Here is a 24,151-nt window from a genome sequence, read left to right as displayed (position 1 = left end):
TTATTTAGTAATTCTAAACCAATCGACTGCAACATTTCCTGAATCGTTTGTCACTTTTTCGCTCAAGGCAAAAAGTCCAACTTTGGCACCAATCCATTTCCCTTCTTTTGATGTAAAATCGGTTCCAATGGCTTCATATTTTTTATCATCTAAACTATAGAAAAAACTGCAAATACCGCCTTTTTTCACTTTCACACGCAGGTAAATGGTATTGTTTTTTATTAAAACAGGAACCGTTTCTGTTTCAGAAACTTTTTTATCAAAAGTTCCCGTTTTCTGATTCAGATATAATTTCCCATTATCATTTTTAAGACATAAATAACTGTAATCTAAACCCATTATCAAAAGACCTGTCGATTCGCCGTTTAAGCGTGCATTAAAAGTCAGTTTTGTTGTCGTTGTAAATTCTTCTGCAGGAAACTTTTGCAGCAATAAATTTGGCGCCTCAAATATTTTATTACTCTCTTTGATGGTTGGCACACAAAACAAATTCAGATATCCTAAACTTGTCGGAAATCCCCAGTTTATCTGGGCATTTGCCTGCCATTGCCATTGCAAACCTAATTTTGGCAAATTAAACTCATCCGATTCGGCTGGAGTTTCTATTGGATATTTCTTTCCAACATTTGGTTTTTTATAAATAGTAACCGGTTCTCCAATGCCATTTTTGTCAAAATCCTGTCCCATAACAGGCCAGTCATTTACCCACTTCATCGGCTGAAGATGCACAATTCTGCCGTAAGCACCTTTATCCTGAAAATGTATAAACCAATCCTCACCCGTTTGCGTTTGAACCCACGCACCCTGATGCGGTCCATTTATATTGGTTTTACCTTGCTCTAATACTTTTTTGGTCTCATAAGGCCCAAAAACATTTTTAGATCTTAAAATGGTTTGCCATCCTGTAGGAACTCCTCCTGCCGGGGCAAAAATGTAATAATAATTGTTTCTTTTATAAAACTTTGGTCCTTCAATAGTTCCTTCACTTTCATGACCGTCAATGACCATAACTTCATCATTATTCGCAACCGTTCCTTCCGTATTCATGGTGCAAACTACGATCAAACTTTTGATTTTTGCACGGCTGCCCGCAAAGGCATGAACGAGATAATTTTTCCCATCATCATCCCATAACGGACTCGGATCTATTAATCCTGAACCTGCTTTTACCAAAATAGGTTCAGACCATGGGCCTTCTGCTTTTTTAGCTTTTATCATATAAATTCCAAAATCAGGATCTGGATAATAAATATAAAATTCATTATTATGAAAAGTTATACTTGGTGCCCATACGCCGTTTCCATGTTGCACTTTATCAAAAGTTTCGGTTGGAATTTGTTTGGTTAAGGCATAGCCAATAATTTTCCAGTTTACTAAATCTTTAGAATGCAAAATTGGCAATCCCGGAATGCAATTAAAAGACGATGCCGTCATATAAAAATCATCACCTACCCTAACGGCATCCGGATCTGAATAATCAGCATGAATTATTGGGTTCGTATACGTTCCATCTCCATTATCCGGCACCCAAACCTGAGCAAAATTCTCTTGTATGGAAAAAACCGATAATAATAGAAAAATGATTTTTATATTTTTCATTCTTTGGCAATTAAAAATAATTCAATAATTAGATTTTGTCATTTCGAGGAACGAGAAATCACATAACAGATTTTCGGTTCGTTGCTCTCTGGATGTGATTTCTCCTTCGTCGAAATGACACAACTTTATCTTTATTCTTGACCCTTTGTCGTTACGTGTTACTCATAATTCATAACTCTTAACAAACTATCTATTCAACTCTAAAGCAGCCAGAATAAAAGGACCAGTTGCTTTAGGATCGTTGTCTTTTTTTCTTTCGTTTACATAATAATCATAAGAACCATCTCTGTACGGAGTACCACCTAAACCTGCAACCTGACAACAATTTGTCAATGTAATTCCTCCATCTTCGTCTACTTTTTTGATTAAGACTTTAGTCAGACCATCAAAAGCTTTGTTGGCCAGTTTTTTGTATTTTGCAGGCAAATATCCTTTATTTGCTCCTTTTGCAAAAGCATAAGCAAACATCGAAGATCCAGAAGCTTCAAGGTAATTTCCTTTTTCTCCACCTTTATCCGTAACCTGATACCATAAACCTGATTTTTTATCCTGAAATTTCTCCAAAGCTGCCGAAGCATTATTTAAATACTTTACCAATTCTTTTTGTTTTGGATGGTCTTTTGGCATATAATCCAGAACGTCAACCAAAGCCATCATATACCAGCCTAAAGCTCTTGACCAAAAGTTTGGCGAATTTCCTGTTTCTTTATTAGCCCATGGCATTTGTTTGCTTTCATCCCAACCGTGGTATAATAAACCTGTTTTTGGATCTGTTGCGTGTAGTTGAATCAATTCAAATTGTTTTGCGATATCATCAAAACTTTTTCCTCCTTCAAAAGTAGCCGTGTATTGTGCATAAAATGGTTCTCCCATATACAAACCGTCCAGCCACATTTGGTTTGGATAAATTTGTTTGTGCCAAAATCCACCGCTTGCAGTTCTTGGCTGTTCAGCCAATTGTTTACGTACTAATTGTAAAGCTTTCAAATATTTATCTTCTTTTGATTCGGCATAAATATCAAAAAGCAAACGTCCCGGTACCACCAAATCGATATTGTATTTATCAAATTCATAGGTTTTAATAGTTCCGTCAGCTTGTACCAATTCATCGACATAACCTCTTATATAAGCTTTGTAACGAGGATCCGGATTTTTTTTGTTCAGCTCTTCTATAGAATGCAAAACCAGGGCATGAACATAGTCCCACTTCGGCTTTTTAGAATCGTCAATCATATAAGCTTCGGGGTGGCGTTTCATCAATGTTAAAGCCATTTTATCAGACCATTTTAAATCTTTAGAAATAACTATTTCCTTTTTTGAAGGTTCTTGCGAAACCACTTTACAACTTGTAAAAGCCATGGCGCAAACTAATAAAACCGACACAAAATAACCTTGCTTTCTATTATTTTTCATTTTAAAATATATTTAAATTCTACTATTTTTCTAATTCAACTGCAGCCAAAATAAAAGGTCCTAATCCGTGAGAATTGTCTGTTTTTATTTTCTCTTTAATATAATATTCATAAGATCCGTCACGATACGGATTTCCGCCTAAACCTGCGCTGGCGCAAACTTGTGTAATGTGTATTTCGCCATCTTCATCAACTTTTATGAGATTTTTTACAATTCCGTCAAAACCTTTTATAGCCAGTTTTCTATATTTTTCAGGCAAATAACCTTTGTTTACTCCTTTTGCAAAAGCATAAACAAACATTTCAGATCCTGATGCTTCCAGATAATTTCCTTCCTTTTTTCCGGCATCCGTAACCTGAAACCATAATCCAGAAGTATCCTGATATTTTGCAATCGCTGTCGATATTTCGTTTAAATATCCAATCAATTCTTTTCTTTTGGATGCTCCTTTGGCATATAATCCAAAACATCAACCAAAGCCATCATGTACCAGCCTATAGATCTTGACCAAAAATTTGGCGAAGTTCCCGTTTCTTTATTTGCCCAGGGCATTTGTTTGCTTTCATCCCAGGCATGAAATAATAAACCTGTTTTTTTATCAATCGTATGTAAATGAACTTGTTCAAATTGTTTGGCAACATCGTCTAAATCTTTTCCTTTATCGAATGTTGCGGTGTATTGTGCGTAAAAAGGTGCGCCCATATACAAACCGTCAAGCCACATTTGGTAAGGATATATTTTTTTATGCCAAAATCCGCCCGAATTCGTTCTCGGATGCGTCTCTAATTGTTTTCTTAAAGTTTGCAAAGCAGTAAGATAACGATTATCTTTTGTTCCGGAATACAAATCAAAAAGCATTTTTCCTGCGTTGATATTATCTATATTATAATCTTCCAGTTTATAATTCAGAATTTCTCCTGAACTATTAATAACCGTTTCGGCATAACCTTTTATATAATCTGCATAAACTGGATTCTTCGTTTTTTTATGAAGTTTTTCAAAAGAGGTCATTAACAACCCAATTTTATAATCCCATTTCGTTTTTTCGTTATTGTCTACCTGCCATGCAATTGGAGCGCGTTTCATGATCGAAAGTGCCATTCGCTCTGACCATTTTAAATCCTTAGAAATAATAATTTTTGAAGATTCCTGCGCAATGATTTTACCATTTGCAAACAGCAAAACACAAGTCAGTATTATTAGTGCCAAATAATTTTTATTTCTATTCTTTATCATCTTGAAGAAGCTTAAATTATTATTTATTCAGTTGAGTTGCGCTTAGTAAAAATGCGGCTAAGGCAGGCGAACTATTATCTTTCGTTTTACTTTTGATATAATATTCGTTTGTTCCATCACGAAAAGGTTTTCCGCCTAAACCAACATTCGATGAAACGTTTGAAATAACCACTTCTCCATTTTCTCCTTTTTTAACAAACTCTTTTACAAAAGCGTCAAATGATTTTTGTGCGATCTTTTTATAATTTGAGGCCAAATATCCTTTATCTGAACCTTTTGCCAAACTATAAACAATCATAGCCGAAGAAGAAGATTCCAGAAAATTATCTTTCAATTCCGGTTTATCAGTAACCTGATACCACAAACCAGATTCACTTTTATATTTAAGTGCGTTTTTTGAAATTTGATTCAAATATCCTACCAAAACTTTATAATGTGGATTTGTTTTAGGATAATAATCTAACGTTTCTACCAATGCCATCATGTACCAGCCAATGCCGCGACCCCAAATAGTTGGCGACGTTCCTGTTTCAGGATTTGCCCAGCCAATTTGTTTGCTTTCATCCCAGGCCTGATATACTAAACCTGTTTTTTTATCAACCAAATGATTTTGAACTAATTCGAATTGTTTAGCAACATCATCTAACGCTTTTCCATTTTCATACTTAACCGTGTATTGCGTATAAAAAGGTTCTGCCATATATAAGCCATCAATCCACATTTGGTTTGGATAAATTTGTTTGTGCCAAAATCCTCCGCTAGCCGTTCTTGGCTGTGTTTCAAGCTGTGTTCTTAATTGTTGAATTACTTTTAAATAGCGATCATCTTTCGTTATATCATATAAATTAAACAGCAATTTTCCCGGATTTACATAATCGATATTGTATTCTTTAAGGTCATATTTTTTAATATTTCCTGAACTATCGATCATTTCATCGGCATATTCTTTTATATAATTGAAATACTTTTTATCGTTTGTTTTTTGATATAATTTCTCAAAAGCAGTTAAAACCAAACTCATTTTATAATCCCATTTTGGCTTTTCGGTTCCGTCGATCTGCCATGCTTTTGGATATTTATTCAGAATAGTCAATGCTGTTCTTTCCGACCATTTAAGATTATCAGTAAGAGCTTTATTTTCATTAGTCTGCGCCATCATTTTACTACCAAAGATTAGTAGCAAAACAATTACGCTTTTTCTGTAATTTACGTTTATAACACCAAATAAAACTAAAGCTGTTCCTGCGATTTTTGTTTTCATTTTATTTGTAGTGTTATTTAAATATTTTGTCTAAAAATTGTGTTGTATAAGTAATGGTTTCAGTAAACCAGGGTTCAAAAAACCAAAATGAATGTGGTGAATCCTGAATTGTTTTAACTTCACTGTAAATTTTGTGCTGATTTAAAATAGCAATCATATCATCTCTTCCTGCATGAAATCTTTCAAAACTGCTGTTAATGAAAAGTATAGGCGGTGTATTTTTGTCTGCATGGCTTAAAGCCGAAGCATTTTTCCAGTTGTCCGTTTTTTCGTCATACGAGCCTCCCAGCCAAAAAGATGCCATTTCACCTTCTGAAGATTGTGGATGCCTAAAAGCTAAAACGCCATCTACATCAATAATTGCATTTACTTTTGAGGAAGATTTACTTTTAAAAGTAGCTTCTTCAAAACCCGAATTTTCATTTGTTGTACCAATCAAGGCTGCCATTTGTCCTCCCGAAGAGCAACCTAAAACCGCAATTTTGTTTGGATCTACATTAAATTTTCGTGCATTATCTTTTATAAATTTAATCGCATTTTTTACATCATAAACTCCTTCCGGATATTTTGCTTCTAATGATAATCTGTATTCGATAGCAAAACAAGAATAGCCTTTTGAAGCTATTTCTTTTGCCAAATCATGCATCTGATTTTTATTTCCTGATCTCCAGCCTCCACCATGAATCATGATTACTGCCGGATTTGATTTTTGCTTCTTAAAATAAAAAGCATCAAAATGTAATGTTCTGTCTTTTCGCTGCTGATAAATAACATCTTTACTTTCAGCCACATCCGTATTATTCTTTTCCTGCGGAATTGTGATAAAAGGATATTTTTTGATTAATTTATTATAAGTACTTTTTACAGTATATGAAGTATCAACACTATAATTGCTTTGAGCAAAAATGGCATTAGAAATCAACAGTATCATAAAAAGCATTTTTTTCATCTGAAAAATCCATTTAACAGTTAAGAAAGGAGTTTGAAATAATATCAAACTCCTTTTTAACTTCTTCAAAAAACTAAAATCTCAAAAAAATTATCAAATTATTAATAACCAGGATTTTGAGGGAAATCTTTATTTTGATTTAAATCTAATGCAGTTTGTGGTATAGGTCTTAAAATTTTAAGCGCTCCGCCAACTCCAACAAAATTTGCTTCTTTTATTTTATAATTGTGTGCAGAAGCTCTTGCAACAAGAGTTCCAGTACGTTTCAAATCAAACCAACGTTTGTATTCTCCAAGTAATTCTCTACCTCTTTCATCTAAAACATAATCGATATTGAATTCTCCGATTGTAGCATTGGCAACACCGGCTCTTCTTCTCACTTCATTTAAACGGTCTAAACCTGTAGAAGGAACTCCTGCTTTTAAATAAGCTTCAGCAGCAATTAAATAGGTTTCTCCAAGTCTTGAAACAATAATATCTCTTGTACTTACAGGACCTGTACTTGATGGTGTAGTTGGATCCGGATCGTCAAATTTCTTAACAGGAATAGTATAACAATCTAAATTTTTAATTAATGTGTGTGCTGCAGAATATTCTCCCCAAGGATGATAAACAAAAGTCGATGCTTTTCTTGAAGCATTTGCAGTATCCCAAGCTAATTTGTCTGCAGGAGTAAACCATTTTGGCTCATAAAAATGTCTCACTTTTAAAGCTGTTGGATTTGTACTTCTGTAGTAAGGATAATAAAGAGTTGTTTTTGGTTTACCGTCAGAGCCTGTTGTAGTTTCTTCAAGAATTTCTGTCATAAAAGTAGCTTCCCATCTTTTATCTCCTTTTTCATATAATCCTAAAGCATAATCTGTTGGACATAAATTATAGCTTCTTAACGGAGCTCCAGTCTCAGCACCTCCCAAATAAGAACTAAAATAATAAAACTGATTATTTCCTAATTTTGTAGGATCTGTACTAGTTGAATTTTTATCGTATTGAACAGAGAAAATAGTTTCTGCATTCAAGTCATTTCCTGGTTTAAACAATTGGTCAAAAGCCAGATTTAGAGCTTGTCCTGCAATTGCAGCATCAGCATAAGCTGCAGCTTTAGCAAAATCATCAGCTTTACCAAAAGTTTCGTATCCTCTTGTTAGGTATACTTTTGCTAATAAATCGTTTACAGCTCTTTTATTTACTCTGCCAGTTGTACTGTAAGTTCCTGTACCTACACTTGCCAATGCAGCATCCAGATCTGTAATGATTTGAGTATAAACTTCCTCAGCTGTATTTCTTTGAAATGACAATATTGGAACAGTAACATGTTCATTAGCAATTGAAACACCTCCGTATGACTGAACCAATAAAAAATAAGCATTGGCTCTCAAAAATCTAGCCTCTCCAACAAGAGTATTTAAATTTGATGTTTGCTCAGTTACGGTAGAATAATAAACAGTTTTATTTACAGACTGAATTAATTGATAACAAGAATTATATAATTCATCCACATTACTCGATGAAGGAATTAATAAAGTATATTGACTTAAACCCGCTGGTTCAGGAGTTCTTCCTTCAGCATACATGTCTGTTCCTGATTCAAACAACCACGGATTACCACCATAAATTCCTTTAAGCCACGCATAGTTTGAATTTACCAGCAATTGAAAACCTGAGGATGTTTTATAAGTCTCATCAGCAGGTACAAAAGATTCACTGTTTTCTTCAATATAATCACTGCATGAAGCAAAAACAGTAACAATTATTCCTAAAATTAATATTATTTTTTTCATTTTATATCTTATTAAAATTTAACACTTAGTCCCAATTGTGTAGTAATAGATGCAGGACGATTTACACCAAAAGGTGAACCAGCCCACTCTGGATCATATCCATCAAAATCTGTGAATACAAATGGGTCTAAAACATTTACATAAATTCTAAAATTACTCATCTTTAATTTTTTAAGTAAATCTGAATTGAAAGTGTAACCTAGAGATATATTTTTAATTTTAACATAAGATGCATCTCTGTAATATCCAAATAATGATGTCCAGTAAGCACCTGCACCAGTCGCAACAGGACCTGGTCTAGGGTTTTCATTATTAGCATTTGCCTCTATACCTGTACCGTTTGTTGGTATAAAATAATCCATTTTAATTTTTTGACGACCTCTATCACTTACGTCAGCAAAATTTTGGTGAAAAGTACTTAGTACCGTTTGTCCCTGACTTGTAATTACTGAGAAATTGAAATCAAACTGACCTACATTTAAACGAGAATAGAAACTTCCCTGCCATTCCGGATTTGGATTACCAATTACCGTTCTGTCATCCTGATTAAATTTACCGTCTCCGTTTAAATCTTTTGGTCTTGCCTGACCAGGAGCCATTCCGTAAGAAGTAGCCTGAGCAGCTTCACTTTCCTGCCATACACCATCATAAACATAATTGTAATTAGGATTTAGAGGTGATCCTAAAATCAAATTATTTCCAATATCACTTACTTTATCCTGATTGTAAATTGACTCTAATTTGTTTACGTTTTTAGTAAATGTAAAAGTAGTTTCCCAACTAACCATATTTGTTTTAATATTCTTAGTTGTTAATAGTACTTCTATACCTTTATTACTAACAGATCCAACGTTTGAATAGGTGTTTTTCCAACCAGATTCTGCCGGTAATTGCTGTTTGTAAATCAAATCGTCAGATAATCTGTCGTAAACATCTACACTACCTGTTATTCTGTTTCTTAAGAAACCAAAATCAAGACCTAAGTTAACCTCTCTTGTTTTTTCCCAGCCTAATAAAGGATTTGCAAGAGTTTCTGATTGCCAGCCCGGAACTACAGTATTACCACTAGCATAAAATGTTTGCTGATTTAATAAAGCTTGTGAGGTATATGGCGCAACGTTATCGTTTCCTGTATAACCTAAACTCGCTCTCAATTTTAAGTCTGAGATTGTAGCATTATTTTCTAAAAATGGTTCTTTACTAATTTTCCATCCTAAAGCAACTGATGGAAAACTTTCCCATTTTGCTCCTTCTGCCAATACAGATGAACCATCCCATCTATTTGATGCTGTTAATAAATATTTATCTCTAAAAGTATAGTTTAAACGTACTGCATATGAGCTTAGTGAGTTTTTAGCATAAGCTGATCTTACCACATAACTTGACTGAACTCCTGAACCAATATTATCTGTTCCGGTATCAAAAGGCTGTGTATTAGAATATAAGTAAGAACTTTTATCTACATTAGAATACAAACTTTGTAATAATAGCAAACTAAAATCGTGTACTTGATTAAAAGTATGTTTCAAATCAATTTGATTATCCCAAGTGTAATTAAAGTTATTTAAATTTTCAAGAGAAGATGAATTCTTACCATTTAAAGTAACACCTGCATTAGATTGAGCTCCATAAGCAGCACCTTTTTCGGTATCCATAATTCCCGCAGCAAATGTTGTTTTGAATGAAAACCACTTAATTGGCTGATATTGAAAATAAACATTTCCTACAGTCTGCCATGTATTTTCTTCCTGAGATGAATTAGCAATTTCTACTAATGGGTTTACTGTACTCGTTTTATTGATAGCCCATGATCCGTCAGGATAAGTTAACTTTCCAGGTAGAAAAAACTGTGTTCCTACTAATTCATTTCCTGCAGCATCAATAGCCCAAGGAGACATAAGCGGACTTAATCTAAAAGCATCCTGCATAGCCAAATCACTACCTAATTGTGAATCGATACGAGCTATTGTAATATTTGCTCCTGTAGAAAATTTATCGTTGATTTTATGATTTAAGCCAAGTTTAAAAGAATATTTATCTGTTGAATCATTATCGATAAGTCCTTTATCTGACTGAATACCAAAACCTAAATTATAACTTAAACCAGACTCTGAACGTCCTGAAATGTTTAAATAATTATTCTCGGTCATTCCTGATTTAAGTACCGCATCATACCAGTCAAAATTATAACCACTATTTGCTCTTGAAACTAATAATGGACTTTGATTTCCTGCTAATGCCGCCAATTGTGCCGGAGTTTGAGTTGCAGGTGTTGCGCTCATATAAGCTGTTTGGTGAAATTTCCACCATTCTGCTCCAGACATCATTTCTGGTAATCTTGCAGCCGTTTTTGTTCCGTATGAAGTATCAAAAGTAACACTAATACCAGCTTTGGCACTTGTACCGCTTTTAGTTGTTACGATGATAACCCCATTAGATCCTCTTGAACCATAAATTGCTGCAGAAGACGCATCTTTCAAAACGTCCATTCTGGCGATATCCTGTGGATTTAAAAAGTCAATTCCGTCCATTGGCACACCATCCACAACATATAAAGGAGTTGAACCAACCACTTTTGGATTACTTGAATCAGATACTAATGAATTATTTCCTCTAATTACAACTTTAAATCCGTCGCCGGCACGTCCTGAACTAGATGAAATTTGAACCCCTGGAGTACTTCCCTGAATTGCTTCTAAAGGGTTTATTGTATTTCTTTCTGTAATAGTTGCTGCACTTATCGTACTTACAGAACCTGTAAGGTCGGTCTTTTTTACAGATCCGTATCCTACAACAACAACTTCGGTAAGTGCATTAGATTGCTCTGAAAGACTTACATTTACTTTGCTTTTTCCCGCAATACTAACTTCCTGCGTTTGAAAGCCTAAATAACTAATAACTAGAGTGGCTTTATTATTAGTAACATTCATTTTAAAACTTCCTTCAAAATCTGTTGAAGTTCCGTTTTTAGTTCCTTTTTCCTGAATATTTACCCCTGGTAAGGATAATCCTGATGCATCTGTAATTTTCCCTTCAATTACAGTCGATTGAGCGTTCATAGTAGCGCTCAACAGAAAATTCAGGAAAAATAAAAATACAAGATTGCATTTTAAGTTTTTCTTTAAAATTTGTTTAATCTTCATAGTTTGGTTTATTGGTTAAAATTGTTAGTTTTCTTTTAAAAGTTTTTACTTGATTCTACTTTTTTGTCATTGATATAGGTATTAATAAAATTGATGTTCTTTACATTCTTTAAAGAGTAAACAGAGTCTACTTTTTTAATTACAACATTTTTTAATGTAATATTTTCTACTGGAGATTCTTTATAGCCATCAGCCAGAACACCATATTTTCCTCCATTTTTAACGTTGATATTTTCAAGACTGATATTACGTACTACCGGTATAAAATTTCCGGTCTGACTTCCATAAACATTATACGTCATTGTTGCTCTCAGCACACATTCCTTTACAGTTCCAACTTCAAGATTTCGAACAAAAATGTCTTCGATAATCCCGCCTCTTCTGGAATTTGTTTTAATGCGGATTGCCCTGTCCAGATTTGGACTGTCCATTACGCAGTTTTCAACATAAACATTATTTACACCAGCAGAAATTTCACTGCCAATTACAACGCCACCGTGACCATCAATCATTTTACAGTTTTGAACAATGATATTTTTACTTGGTATTGCTACTCTTCTTCCATCGGCATCTCTTCCTGCTTTGATGGCAATACAGTCATCACCGGTATTAAAAGTGCAGTTTTTGATAATGATGTTTTGAGAATATTCAGGATCACAGCCATCATTATTTGGTCCATGGCTGTTTACCGTTACGCCATCAATAATAATATTGTTTGATTTTAAAGGATGAAGAATCCAGAAAGGAGCATTTATTACGATAATATCTTTTACAAGAACCGTATTACATTCGAAAAATTCGATAAAATTAGGTCGTAAATAACGTCCTTCGCCAAAAACTCTTTCAGCAACCGGGACATTTTTTTCCGCCATATCTACTAAAACTTCGCGATTTGTGGGATCATTTTGTGACGGAATTCCTTTTTGCCAGCCATAACTTTTCCCGCCAGACCAAACCCACCAATTTGTGCTGTTAGCCTGACCGTTTAAAATACCTTTTCCGGTTATGGCAACATTGGTTTTATTTTTTGCATATATAAGAGGAGAATAATTCATTAATTCTGTTCCTTCCCAAGAAGTGTGAACTATTGGATAATCTTTTGGATTTGTACTAAAAAGAATTTCGGCCTGATCATCTAAATGTAAATTCACATTACTTTCTAAATGTATTGCTCCGGTTAAATACTTTCCGTTTGGCACAATTACTTTTCCGCCACCATTTTCAGTACAAGTTTTGATTGCTTTTGCAAAAGCTGCTGTATTTAAGGTCTTTCCATCAGCAATAGCACCAAAATCATTTATGTTATACGTTTTGTCCGAAAAGTGAGTTTCGGGAATGCTTTTACAATTAAATCCATTTTTTTCCATGGATTTGCTTCTGAAATAGCAGAAACTTGCTTGCCACAAGATAAAACCAATGTAATAATTACAATAAAAAAGGCAATCGATTTAAACGTTATAAGCTTATTTGTAGTCATTTACGCGGTAATTTATTATTCTATTCAATTAAAAGGCAATATTCATGTAATCGATTACACGAAAATAGAAAATTACAATGGATGCACCAAATTTATTTAGAAAAAAATTATATATTTAATTTTTATTACTAATTTTATTTACACATTGCGTAAAAAAAGACATAATTTATTATCATTGTAGAATAGAAAACGTTTTAGATATAAATTATGGTAATCGATAACAATTTATATTAGAATATCTAAAAAAAATGTATTTTTGTCTGTAAATTAATCAAAAACTATTTTTGAATGAGCGAAAAAATAACCATCTATGATATTGCAAAAAAGCTAAATATCACTGCAGCTACGGTTTCAAGAGCGTTAAACAACAACCCTAAGATAAAAGAGAGTACGCGCGAATTGGTTATAAAAACCGCAGCCTCAATGAACTATAAGCAGAACAAATTGGCGCTGGCTTTAAAAAGTGGTCGCAGCAATAACATTGGTGTAATTGTTCCTCGTATAGATAGTAACTTTTTTGCTTCGGTAATTCGTGGTATTGAAGAAGAGCTGCACCCTCATGGTTATCAGGTAATTATATGTCAAACTCATGAAGATTCCAAAAGAGAAAACGAAAACCTTTATACCTTAATAGACGCTCAGGTTGATGGAATACTAATGTCTGTAACTGCGGTTACGACCGAAAATGATGGTGCTTTTCATAATGTATTAGAAAAAAATGTTCCGTTGATCTTTTTTGATAGAAGCAAACATATTGACGGAGTTAGTTCTGTAACCATTAATGACTTTAAAGGCGGTTATATGGCAACTAAGCATCTTATTAATGAGGGCTGCAGATGTATTGCTCATTTATCTGGAGATCAGTCACTTGAAATTTTCAAAAACAGGTTTTTAGGCTATAAACAAGCTTTATTGGATAATGGAATGATTTTTAAGGAAGAACTTGTTATTCCCGTAAAAAGTAGTGTTGATGCAGGAAAAGAAGCCGTCGATACTTTACTACAACTTCAAACCAGACCAGACGCTATATTTTCTTCGAGTGATTTTGCAGCTTTAGGAGCTATTCAGGAATTAAAAGAGAGAAATATCAGTATCCCAAAAGAGTTTTGTGTAGCAGGTTTCAGTAATGAACCTTTCACTAAATTTATGGAATTATCTATTACATCTGTAGATCAGTCGCCGCTTGAAATGGGAAAAATGTCAGCACGTGTTTTCCTTGAACAAGTAGACAAAACCGAGACTATTAAAATTGAAAAAAAGGTAGTTCTGGCGCCAGAATTACACATTCGTAAATCATCTTCAAGGACAACATCGTAATATTTTTTTCACCATATAAGTTATATAAGTTCATTTAATATACTGAACTTAGTAAAAAGGCAGCTCATTTAAGAGTTGCCTTTTTGTTTTTTTCTCATTTTTTGTCATTTCGACGGAGGAGAAATCACACATGAAACTCGATAAAGATTGGCGACGTACTGTACGGAATTTCTAGTGTGATTTCTCCTCCGTCGAAATGACAAACTCAACGATGAATTTGCTTAAACCTAAAAAGCAGCCCATAAATGAGCTGCCTTTTTACTAGTTCCGTATATTAAATGAACTTATATAACTTATATGGTGAAAAATTTCAACCTATAAAGAAACTCCTCTTTTCCAAGGAATAAAGTCGTTTTGATTTAAAATTGCAGCTTTTGTTTTAACAGTACCGCTGGCTACATCAATAATAAATTCAAGCATTTCGTCTGCCATTTCATCAATTGATTTTTCACCTGTGATGATTCCTCCGGTGTCAATATCAATAATGTCTGACATCTTTTTAGCTAATTCTGTATTTGATGAAATTTTTACAACCGGTGCAATTGGGTTTCCTGTTGGAGTTCCTAAACCTGTTGTAAATAAAACCATATTTGCTCCGGAACCTACCATTGCAGTTGTACACTCCACATCGTTTCCAGGAGTACATAACAATGTAAAGCCTGGTTCATTAATATATTCTCCATAATCGAAAACACCTGTAATTGGTGAAGTTCCTCCTTTTTTAGCAGCACCAGCAGATTTCATTGCATCTGTAATCAAACCGTCTTTGATGTTACCCGGAGATGGATTCATGTCAAATCCTGAACCTGCATCTACAACTGTTTTTTCGTACCATTGCATTAAGTCTAAGAAACGTTTTCCATCCTTATCATCTACACAACGGTTTACCAATTCCTGCTCTACTCCACATAATTCAGGAAATTCAGAAAGAATTGTAGTTCCTCCTAAAGCAACTAAATGATCAGATAACACTCCTAAAGTTGGGTTTGCAGAAATTCCAGAGAATCCGTCAGAACCACCACATTCCAAACCAATTCTTAATTTAGACAATGGCGCAGGCTCTCTTTTTATATCGTTAGCTATTTTAATAGCTTCAAAAGTATCTTTTACAACACTGCTCAACATGGTTTCAATTGTACCAATTTGTTGTTGATCGTAAATCAAAACTGGTTTTTTACTGTTTGGATTAATTGCATCCAAAGCATCTTTAAAAATTTGAATTTGAAGATTCTGACATCCTAAACTCAAAACTGTAGCTCCGGCAACGTTTGGATTATTTACATATCCGGCCAATAATTTAGCCAGACTGTGCGAATCCTGACGAATTCCGCCGCAACCGCCTTGATGCGTAATGAATTTTACTTCGATGTTATTGAACAAATTAGCATCGTTAGAAGCTGCTTCATTACCAGTTCCGCCTGTTTCTGTTTTTACCAAAGAACGAAGCAACAACTGATAATCGTTTTCTTTAGGTTTCATTAATTCTTTTTCGAAAATATCTTTTAGGATTTCGATATTTCTGTTTTCACAAAAAACTAACGGGAAAAACAACCAAACATTCTCAGTTCCAACCTGACCATCTTCTCTATGATAGCCCTGCCACGTTCTATCTTTCCATTTGTCAATATTTGGAGAATTCCATCCAATCGTTTCGGTTTTACCTGTTACTTTATCACTTTCATGTTTTACATTTTCTGTAGAAAGTAAACCTCCTTTTTCAATTCTGGCACTTGCTTTTCCAACCAAAACACCATACATAATAATACGCTCACCTACTTCAAAAGTATGCATGGCGATTTTATGTTTCATTTTCACATCAGATACAATTGTAATATCTTGTCCCTCAAAGTTGATTACTTCACCAGCAACCAAATTCACTAATGCAACTGCTACATTATCTGAAGGGTTTACTTTTATTAATTTCTTTTGCATGATTGTTATTTTTTAAAAGTACTTGTAATCTAATTAATATTGTTTGCTAAAATTAGCAAAACCTTTTTCTATTCCGTTTTCTTCAATCTCATTCAAGGCCAATACTAAAGCTTCAGGTAAACCATTGATTTTAGTTAAATCTTCACCCCAGAATTCCGTGTTAGCTAATATTTTAGCAACAACTAAATCTGCAGATCCTAATTGCCATGCATTTTTAAATGCTTCAACTATCTCTGGAGAATCTTTTACAGGCAATGTTTCGTTATTCCATGTTCCTTTATAGAATTGAATTAAACTCGCTAATGAAAAAGTCAAATTAACAGGCAATTTTTTGTTAGCATTATAATATCCTAATAAACTAGGCAAAACTCTTACCTTGAATTTTGAGATAGAATTTAATGCAATATCAGCCAATGCATGTTTGATAAATGGATTTTTAAATCGGTCCATTACCTCTTCAGAATAGGCCGAAATTTCATTTTTGTCCATATCAAGCGTTTCACTAATTTCACCAATAACGCCGTCTACAAATTTTCCGGTAAAATCTCCGTTAACAGTTTCCATCACTAATTTGTTACCATACAAAAGTGAAAAAGGAACCATTGCCGTGTGCGCACCGTTTAGAATACGAACTTTAATCATTTTAAAAGGACGTATATCATCAACGATTTTTACATTCAAATTCGTTTTATGAAAAGGTAATTTTGCTTTTAAATCCTCACCACCTTCAATAGCCCAAAGAAAGAAAGGTTCTGCAGCAACAATTAAATTGTCCTGATAATCTAATTTATTATTGTATTCTTCAATTTCAGCTCTTGGATATCCAGGAACAATTCTGTCAACCAAAGTACTGTGATACGTACAAGCATCTGATACCCAAGTTTTAAATGCATCCTCTAATTTCCATAAATCAACATATTGCAAAATATATTTTTTCAGCGTTTCTGAGTTATAATCAATCAATTCGCAAGGAATGATCGTTACTGCTTTAGAAGCATCTCCATTGAAATGCTTGAATCTTTCATATAATAAAACAGTCAGCTTTGCAGGAAATGAAACTGGTGGCTTCATATCCGGAGTATCACTTTCAATGAATTCAATTCCAGCTTCAGTAGTATTTGAAACAATAAACTGAAGTTCTTCTTCCTTCGCTAAAGCTAAATAATCTGCAAATTCGGTATACGGATTTATTGCTTTTACAATATTAGTGATTAACTCAATATCTTGTATTTTTTCGCCCTTTTTAATTCCGTTCATAAACAAAGTATAAAGACCATCCTGATCATTAATCAGGTGCACCATACCGTCTTTCAAAGGCTGAACCATTGCAATACCGGCATTAAAATCAACTTCTTTATTTAGTTTGTGAAAAGCGTAATCAACAAAAGCTCTTAAAAAATTACCTTCTCCAAACTGGACAACCTTAATTGGATTTAATTTTTCTAATCCTGTATTTTTTCTGTTTAACTGTTTCATTTTAAATTCTTAAAGTGTTATAAATAACCACGATAAATACCTTATTGCTTTTATAAGAAGTTTTTTTAATTGTAAAAGAAACATTACACTTGTAAGAGTAAAATACAATTTGCTGTGAGGAGTGACAAGCTGTATTTAGCAAGCGTAATGCTCAATTACAAAACGTTAAAATCTAAAAAAACTGCAATTCAAATAAGGAATCGGTATGATTACTCCTTATTTATTTTTAATATTTTTGATGATCTCAAGAACCTGACTCACTTTTGTTTTCAGTCCGTCATAATCATTGTTATCTAATATATCTTTCGAAATTAATTGCGAACCTAATCCAACACAAGTAGCTCCTGCATTTAACCAGGAAGATAAACTTTCAACCGTTGGATAAACACCTCCTGTTGGCATAATATTCGTCCACGGGCAAGGTCCTTTTATAGCTTTAATAAACTCTGGTCCATAAATATCGGCAGGGAATAATTTTACAATCTCGCAGCCTAATTCTTCGGCTCTTGCAATCTCAGAAAGTGTTCCGCAACCTGGCGACCACAAAACTTTACGACGATTACAGGCAATTGCAATATCTTCTCTAAAAACCGGAGTTACAATAAAATTTGCACCCAAACTCATGTATAACGATGCCGAAGCAGCATCTGTAACAGAACCAACTCCCAGAATCATTCCCGGTAATTCTGCCAAAGCATATTTATTTAAAGCACCAAAGACTTCGTGGGCAAAATCGCCTCTGCTGGTAAATTCCATTAAACGGGAACCACCGTCATAACAGGCTTTTAGTACTTTTTTACTGATTTCAATATCCGAATGAAAAAATAGCGGAACCATTCCGTTATCTTTCATTTGCTGAGCTACTTCAATTCTTGAATATTTTGCCATTTCTATATTATTTATCTTGATACTAATCCCGCAGAATCACCACCAAGCATGTTCTCAACTTCTTTTAATGTAACCAAATTGTAATCGCCGGCAATGGTGTGTTTTAAGCAACAAGCTGCCACCGCAAAATCCAATGCTTTTTGATTATTATTTTGATATTCTAACAATCCGTAAATCAATCCGCCCATAAAAGCGTCTCCACTACCTACTCTGTCTACAACCGGAGTTACTTCTTTTACGGCAGCGTGGTAAATGGCTTTTCCGTCAAATAAAACTCCTCCAATTCTTTGATGCGATGCACTTACAGAATAACGTAATGTTGTAGCAACGGTTTTCAAATTCGGAATCAAATCAAACAGCTTTGTATACAGAACAGGAAGCGATTTTTCATCCTGATAATTTGGGTTTACTTTCGGAATTCCCAACATAAAATACGCCGTATCAATATCTCCTAAAATAACATTACTGTATTGCAGTATTTCTGGCATAACATCGCTTGGCGCTTTGCCATATTGCCACAATTTTGACCTGTAATTTAAGTCGCATGAAATCATGATTCCCATTTTATGCGCCACTTTAATTGCTTCTAAACAAGCCTCGGCAGCACTTTGGGAAATTGCTGGTGTAATACCGCTCCAATGAAACCAATCAGCACCTTCCAGAACTTTTTCCCAGTCAATAAGACCTTTTTCAATAGTTGCCATCGAGCTGTGTGCACGGTCGTAAACAACGTTACTTCCTCTTGTTCCCGCACCTGTTTCCAGAAAATAGATTCCTAAACGTTCTCCTCCAAAAATTATATTTTTAGATTCTACGTTCATTTTTCGTATTTCTCTCAACGCAGATCCGCCAATTTCGTTTTCAGGCAATCTTGTTACAAACTCAGCATTTAAGCCATAATTTGCCAAAGACACACAAACATTAAACTCACCGCCACCATAAGTAGCTCCAAATGCTGTAGATTGTGCAAAACGCAGGTGTCGCTCTGTCGAAAGACGTAACATAATTTCACCGAATGCAACTATTTTACTCATATTATTTTATTGTTTTTACCAGTAAAAAGATTTTTTTCACCATTAGAGATTAAGAAAATAAAGTTTTAGATTAAATCAAACTTAACATATAGTATAAACTCTTCTTCTTGCCTCTTTCTTCTATATTCTATTCTCTATATTCCCAATTAAAATTTGAAATATTCCTTTGCGTTGTTGTATGAAATATCAGCAACCAGTTTTCCAATCCATTCCATATCTGCAGGAAGTTCACCTCTTTGTATTTCATCTCCTAAAAGATTACATAAAATACGTCTGAAATATTCATGTCTTGGGAAAGATAAAAAGCTTCGTGAATCTGTTAGCATTCCAACAAAACAGCTAATTAATCCCATGTTTGAAAGGGCGTTTAATTGCTTTGTCATTCCGTCTTTCTGGTCTAAAAACCACCATCCTGAACCAAACTGAACTTTTCCTCTAACGCTTCCGTCGTTGAAATTTCCAATCATTGTAGCCATAACTTCGTTATCGGCCGGATTTAGGTTATAAATAATTGTTTTTGTCAATTTATCTTTGCTGTCTAATGCATTTAAGAAAGAAGACAATTTTTGTGCCTGTGGATAATCTCCAATAGAATCCCAACCTGTATCAGGTCCTAAGATTCTGTGCATACGCGCATTATTGTTTCTTAATGCACCTAAGTGAAATTGCTGTACCCAGCCAAATTCGTGATAAGTTTCAGATAAAAACAATAAAATAGCACTTTGAAATTTCAATGCTTCTTCCGGAGTTATCGTTTGGTTTTCTCTTTTCTTTTTGAAAATTGAATTTATTTCAGATTCTGTAAAGTTTTCAAAATAAATCTGATCTAAACCATGATCGCTTAATTTACAGCCATTTTGGTTAAAGAATTCGATTCTTTTTCTCAATGCAGTTTGTAAGTCTGCGTAAATATTAATCGCAATTCCGGATACGTCCCCCAACGTATCCAGATATGCGTTATAGCCATCATTTGAAATAAGAATGGCTTTATCGGGTCTGAATGCCGTACTCATTTTTGTTCCAATTGGGTTTTTAGCCAGTTTCTGGTGAAACTCTAAAGTATCAATTGGGTCTTCTGTAGTACAAACCAATTCAGCGTTTACTTTTTTAAGCAAGTTTTGTGTGCTGTATGCCTGGGAGTTTATTTTTTCTGAAGTTTCGATATAAATTTTCTCTGCTGATTTTTCATTCAGCAAATCATAAATATCAAAATAACGCGCCAATTCTAAATGTGTCCAGTGGTACAAAGGATTACGCATCGTGTACGGAACAGTTTTTCCCCAGTTTAAGAATTTATCTTTATCAGAACCATTTCCGGTTACAAACTGTTCGTTGATTCCTAATGTACGCATTGCACGCCATTTGTAGTGATCTCCGTTGATCCAAACCTGCGTAATGTTGTCAAAGATTTTATCTTCGGCAATAAACTGCGGATTTAAGTGATTGTGGTAATCTATAATTGGCTGATTTTTTGAGTAATTGTGATATAACTCTTCAGCATATTTATTTTCAAGTAAAAAATTATCGTTTATGAAAGTCTTAGCACTCATGTCTTTTTAATTATAATTGAGAATTATTCTTCGTTTGACGGTTTACCAATTGTGGCTAAAATTCCGCCATCAACAAATAAAATATGACCGTTTACAAAATCACTTGCTTTTGAAGATAAGAATATTGCAGCTCCTGCTAAATCACTTGGATCTCCCCATTTTGCAGCCGGAGTTCTGCTAATGATAAAATCGTTAAACGGATGTCCGTCAACTCTGATCGGCGCTGTTTGTTCAGTCGCAAAATAACCCGGTCCAATTCCGTTGATCTGAACATTGTATTTAGCCCATTCTGTTGCCATATTTTTAGTCAGCATTTTTAAACCGCCTTTTGCAGCAGCATAAGCACCAACTGTATTACGACCCAATTCGCTCATCATAGAGCAAATGTTGATGATTTTTCCTTGTCTTCTTTCGATCATTCCTTTGGCAACATGCTTGGAAACGATAAATGGAGAAACCAAATCAATATCAATTACTTCTTTAAAATCAGCAACTTCCATATCGATAAGCGGAATTCTTTTGATGATTCCAGCGTTATTAATCAAAATATCTATTGGTCCAACTTCGCTTTCAATTTTAGCAACGGCCGCTTTAACTTCCTGCTCTTCGGTTACATTAAATCTATAACCAACAGCATTAATTCCTTCACTTTTAAGTTCAGCAACAGCATCATCAATTTTTTGTTGAGATGAATTTCCGTTTACTACAATTGTAGCACCGGCTTGTCCTAAACCTTTTGCCATTGCCATTCCCAGTCCGTGTGTACTTCCTGTAATAAGGGCAACTTTTCCTTTTATATCAAATAAGTTTGTCATATTCTTATCTTAAATCAGTGATTTTACAAACATCCATATCTCCATAATCTAAATTTTCACCGGCCATTCCCCAAATAAAACTATAATTTGAAGTTCCTGAACCTGAGTGAATTGACCAAGGCGGAGAAATTACTGCCTGATGATTGTTCATCCAGATATGTCTTGTTTCCTGAGGCTGTCCCATAAAATGACAAACTGCCTGATTTTCCGGAATATCCAAATAGAAATAAACTTCCATTCTACGATCGTGTACGTGTGCCGGCATGGTATTCCAAACACTTCCCGTTTTTAATTCCGTCATTCCCATTTGTAATTGGCAGGTTGTTACAACACTACCGATAATCATTTGGTTTACCGTACGGTGATTTGCCGTTTCCATTGTTCCAAGCTGTAATTTATTTGCTTGTTCCAAGCTTACTTTTACAGTTGGATATGTTGTGTGTGCCGGAGCAGAATTAATATAAAATTTAGCCGGATTTTTGCTGTCATCACTTTTAAAAATCACTTCTTTATTTCCGCTTCCAATGTATAATGCATCTTTAAAACCTAATTCATAAGATGTTCCGTCAACCAAAACAGAACCGCTTCCGCCAACATTGATGATTCCCATTTCTCTTCTTTCCAGAAAATATCCAGCTTTAAGCGGATCGATCGTTTCAAGAGTTAAATCTTTTACAGGAACTGCAGAACCTGCAATATAGCGGTCGTAATGAGAGTACGTTAAAACAATTTCATTCTCCTGCATTAAATCATCAATTAAGAATTCATTTCTCAATTGTTGTGTGTCATATTGTTTAACAGCTTCTGGGCTTGACGCGTATCTTGAACTATATTTTGTCATAATTTTTATTTTAATGTAATCGATTGCACAAAATTATATTTTTATCTTCAAATATCATAATACAAATGAAAAATTATTTGTGTTGATTTTACACTTCTACTTTTTTCATCCTCGGAACTAAAATATGCATAATCAGCCAGGCCAGCAAATACGATGCTCCGCAGATGCAAAACATAATAAAATATCCGGTTTCGATTTTTCCTAATTTGGTATAATAGACGAACATATTTTTTTGAATCAATAAAGTTAGTAAAATTCCGCCAAGGGCACCGAACATACCTCCTATTCCTGTAACTGAAGCTGTTGCCTTTTTTGGAAACATATCTGAAACAGTTGTAAAAATATTAGCACTCCATGCCTGATGTGCAGACACTGCTAAACCAATTACCAAAATCGCCCACCAAATATTGATTGCTCCTAAATACTGAGAAAACAAAACCGGTAAAACGGCAAAAGCATAAATTAGCATACTGGTTTTACGCGCTTTATAAGCCGGCCATCCCTTATTTATTAATTTCAACGGCAACCATCCGCCGCCAATGCTTCCTATACTTCCAATAACGTAAACCAAGGCACAAGGCCAGATAATTTGAGTTGCCGAAAGTTTGTATTGTTTCATTAAAAAATCAGGCAGCCAAAACAAATAAAACCACCAAACAGGATCTGTCAATAATTTTCCAATGGCAAAAGCCCAAGTCTGGCGAAAGCTAAGCAATTTAAACCATGAAACCTTTTCTGTATCTTCAACTTCAACTATTAGAGCTTTATCTGAGTTTATATATTCTAATTCTGCTTGCGATAAACGTTTTTGCTTTTCGGGAATTTCATAATAGATGAACCATAATACGAGCCATACAAAACCAATTATTCCGGTTAGGATAAAAGCCCATTGCCATCCGTAATTCTCTGCAATAAAAGGTACTGATAAAGGCACAATGATCGCTCCGATATTACTTCCTGAATTAAAAATTCCTGTTGCCAAAGCTCTTTCTTTCTGCGGAAACCATTCGGCTGTGGCTTTAATGGCGGCAGGAAAATTTCCTGCTTCTGTAATTCCTAAAAACACTCTTGCAATTAAAAAACCTCCTGTTCCAGTAGCAAGTGCGTGACCAATAGCTGCTAAACTCCATAAACCTGTTGCAATTGCATACCCAATTTTGGTGCCTAGTTTATCAATAATACCACCTGCAACCAGCATTCCGAGTGCATAGGCAATTTTAAACGCTAATTCAATATTCGAATAATCTATAACCTCCTGTTCCGGTGTCCAATGAAAGGCTTCTGCTAAAAAAGGTCTTAGGTAACTTATTACATTTCGATCTAAATAATTGACTGTTGTTGCAAAAAATACTAAACTACATATTGTCCAGCGATATTTTCCAATTGCCTTATTAGCTTCATTCATAGGTTTTGGTTGGTTAGGTTAGTTGATTATTCTATAG

Annotated in this window: 15 protein-coding genes and 2 pseudogenes; 1 reads left to right on the top strand and 16 read right to left on the bottom strand. The window is 34.4% G+C overall.

Going from position 1 to position 24,151, the window contains the following annotated elements:
• From ACZZZT_RS13440 to ACZZZT_RS13405, 8 genes and pseudogenes are all read right to left on the bottom strand, one after another.
• Positions 1-1,599: a glycoside hydrolase family 43 protein gene (locus tag ACZZZT_RS13440; RefSeq protein WP_463460745.1), complete on the bottom strand. Its 1,599-nt coding sequence runs from the start codon at positions 1,597-1,599 to the stop codon at positions 1-3.
• Positions 1,600-1,785: 186 nt separating this feature from the next.
• Positions 1,786-3,012, bottom strand: a complete 1,227-nt coding sequence (locus ACZZZT_RS13435; RefSeq protein ID WP_042566526.1) for a glycoside hydrolase family 88/105 protein — start codon at positions 3,010-3,012, stop codon at positions 1,786-1,788.
• Between the two features lie 22 nt (positions 3,013-3,034).
• A pseudogene (locus ACZZZT_RS13430) lies at positions 3,035-4,248 on the bottom strand (glycoside hydrolase family 88/105 protein).
• A 19-nt stretch (positions 4,249-4,267) separates the two neighbouring features.
• On the bottom strand, positions 4,268-5,509 hold the full coding sequence (locus tag ACZZZT_RS13425; protein WP_463460744.1) for a glycoside hydrolase family 88/105 protein: 1,242 nt from the start codon (positions 5,507-5,509) through the stop codon (positions 4,268-4,270).
• A gap of 13 nt (positions 5,510-5,522) precedes the next feature.
• Positions 5,523-6,458, bottom strand: a complete 936-nt coding sequence (locus ACZZZT_RS13420) for an alpha/beta hydrolase fold domain-containing protein (protein WP_463460743.1) — start codon at positions 6,456-6,458, stop codon at positions 5,523-5,525.
• 101 nt (positions 6,459-6,559) lie between these two features.
• Positions 6,560-8,236, bottom strand: coding sequence for a RagB/SusD family nutrient uptake outer membrane protein (locus tag ACZZZT_RS13415; protein ID WP_463460742.1), 1,677 nt, complete (start codon positions 8,234-8,236; stop codon positions 6,560-6,562).
• An 11-nt stretch (positions 8,237-8,247) separates the two neighbouring features.
• Positions 8,248-11,379, bottom strand: a complete 3,132-nt coding sequence (locus ACZZZT_RS13410; RefSeq protein ID WP_463460741.1) for a SusC/RagA family TonB-linked outer membrane protein — start codon at positions 11,377-11,379, stop codon at positions 8,248-8,250.
• Between the two features lie 35 nt (positions 11,380-11,414).
• A pseudogene (locus ACZZZT_RS13405) lies at positions 11,415-12,856 on the bottom strand (glycoside hydrolase family 28 protein).
• A 288-nt stretch (positions 12,857-13,144) separates the two neighbouring features.
• Between ACZZZT_RS13405 and ACZZZT_RS13400 the strand changes: the two are divergent.
• Positions 13,145-14,173 (top strand): LacI family DNA-binding transcriptional regulator, encoded by a 1,029-nt coding sequence (locus ACZZZT_RS13400; protein ID WP_073398060.1) that lies wholly within the window; start codon positions 13,145-13,147, stop codon positions 14,171-14,173.
• Positions 14,174-14,488: 315 nt separating this feature from the next.
• Here the strand turns inward: ACZZZT_RS13400 and ACZZZT_RS13395 are convergent, their stop codons facing one another.
• From ACZZZT_RS13395 to ACZZZT_RS13360, 8 genes are all read right to left on the bottom strand, one after another.
• Positions 14,489-16,105 (bottom strand): UxaA family hydrolase, encoded by a 1,617-nt coding sequence (locus ACZZZT_RS13395; protein ID WP_042566533.1) that lies wholly within the window; start codon positions 16,103-16,105, stop codon positions 14,489-14,491.
• 33 nt (positions 16,106-16,138) lie between these two features.
• A complete protein-coding gene (locus ACZZZT_RS13390; RefSeq protein WP_463460740.1) occupies positions 16,139-17,581 on the bottom strand; it encodes a tagaturonate reductase in 1,443 nt (480 codons plus the stop codon).
• Positions 17,582-17,797: 216 nt separating this feature from the next.
• Positions 17,798-18,469 carry a bifunctional 4-hydroxy-2-oxoglutarate aldolase/2-dehydro-3-deoxy-phosphogluconate aldolase gene (locus ACZZZT_RS13385; protein ID WP_302096499.1) on the bottom strand — a complete coding sequence of 224 codons (672 nt, stop codon included), beginning with the start codon at positions 18,467-18,469 and terminating at the stop codon, positions 17,798-17,800.
• Positions 18,470-18,480: 11 nt separating this feature from the next.
• Positions 18,481-19,503 (bottom strand): PfkB family carbohydrate kinase, encoded by a 1,023-nt coding sequence (locus tag ACZZZT_RS13380; RefSeq protein ID WP_463460739.1) that lies wholly within the window; start codon positions 19,501-19,503, stop codon positions 18,481-18,483.
• Between the two features lie 146 nt (positions 19,504-19,649).
• Positions 19,650-21,053 carry a glucuronate isomerase gene (gene uxaC, locus ACZZZT_RS13375; RefSeq protein ID WP_463460738.1) on the bottom strand — a complete coding sequence of 468 codons (1,404 nt, stop codon included), beginning with the start codon at positions 21,051-21,053 and terminating at the stop codon, positions 19,650-19,652.
• Positions 21,054-21,076: 23 nt separating this feature from the next.
• Positions 21,077-21,868, bottom strand: coding sequence for a gluconate 5-dehydrogenase (locus ACZZZT_RS13370; RefSeq protein ID WP_073398056.1), 792 nt, complete (start codon positions 21,866-21,868; stop codon positions 21,077-21,079).
• A 4-nt stretch (positions 21,869-21,872) separates the two neighbouring features.
• Positions 21,873-22,709: a 5-dehydro-4-deoxy-D-glucuronate isomerase gene (gene kduI, locus ACZZZT_RS13365; RefSeq protein WP_084540310.1), complete on the bottom strand. Its 837-nt coding sequence runs from the start codon at positions 22,707-22,709 to the stop codon at positions 21,873-21,875.
• A gap of 88 nt (positions 22,710-22,797) precedes the next feature.
• On the bottom strand, positions 22,798-24,114 hold the full coding sequence (locus ACZZZT_RS13360; RefSeq protein WP_463460737.1) for an MFS transporter: 1,317 nt from the start codon (positions 24,112-24,114) through the stop codon (positions 22,798-22,800).
• Positions 24,115-24,151 lie beyond the last annotated feature (37 nt).

This window comes from Flavobacterium sp. AC274 (assembly GCF_979258275.1).
The sequence above is the reverse complement of the archived record's forward strand: the minus strand, read 5'-3'. Positions and strand labels throughout refer to the sequence as shown.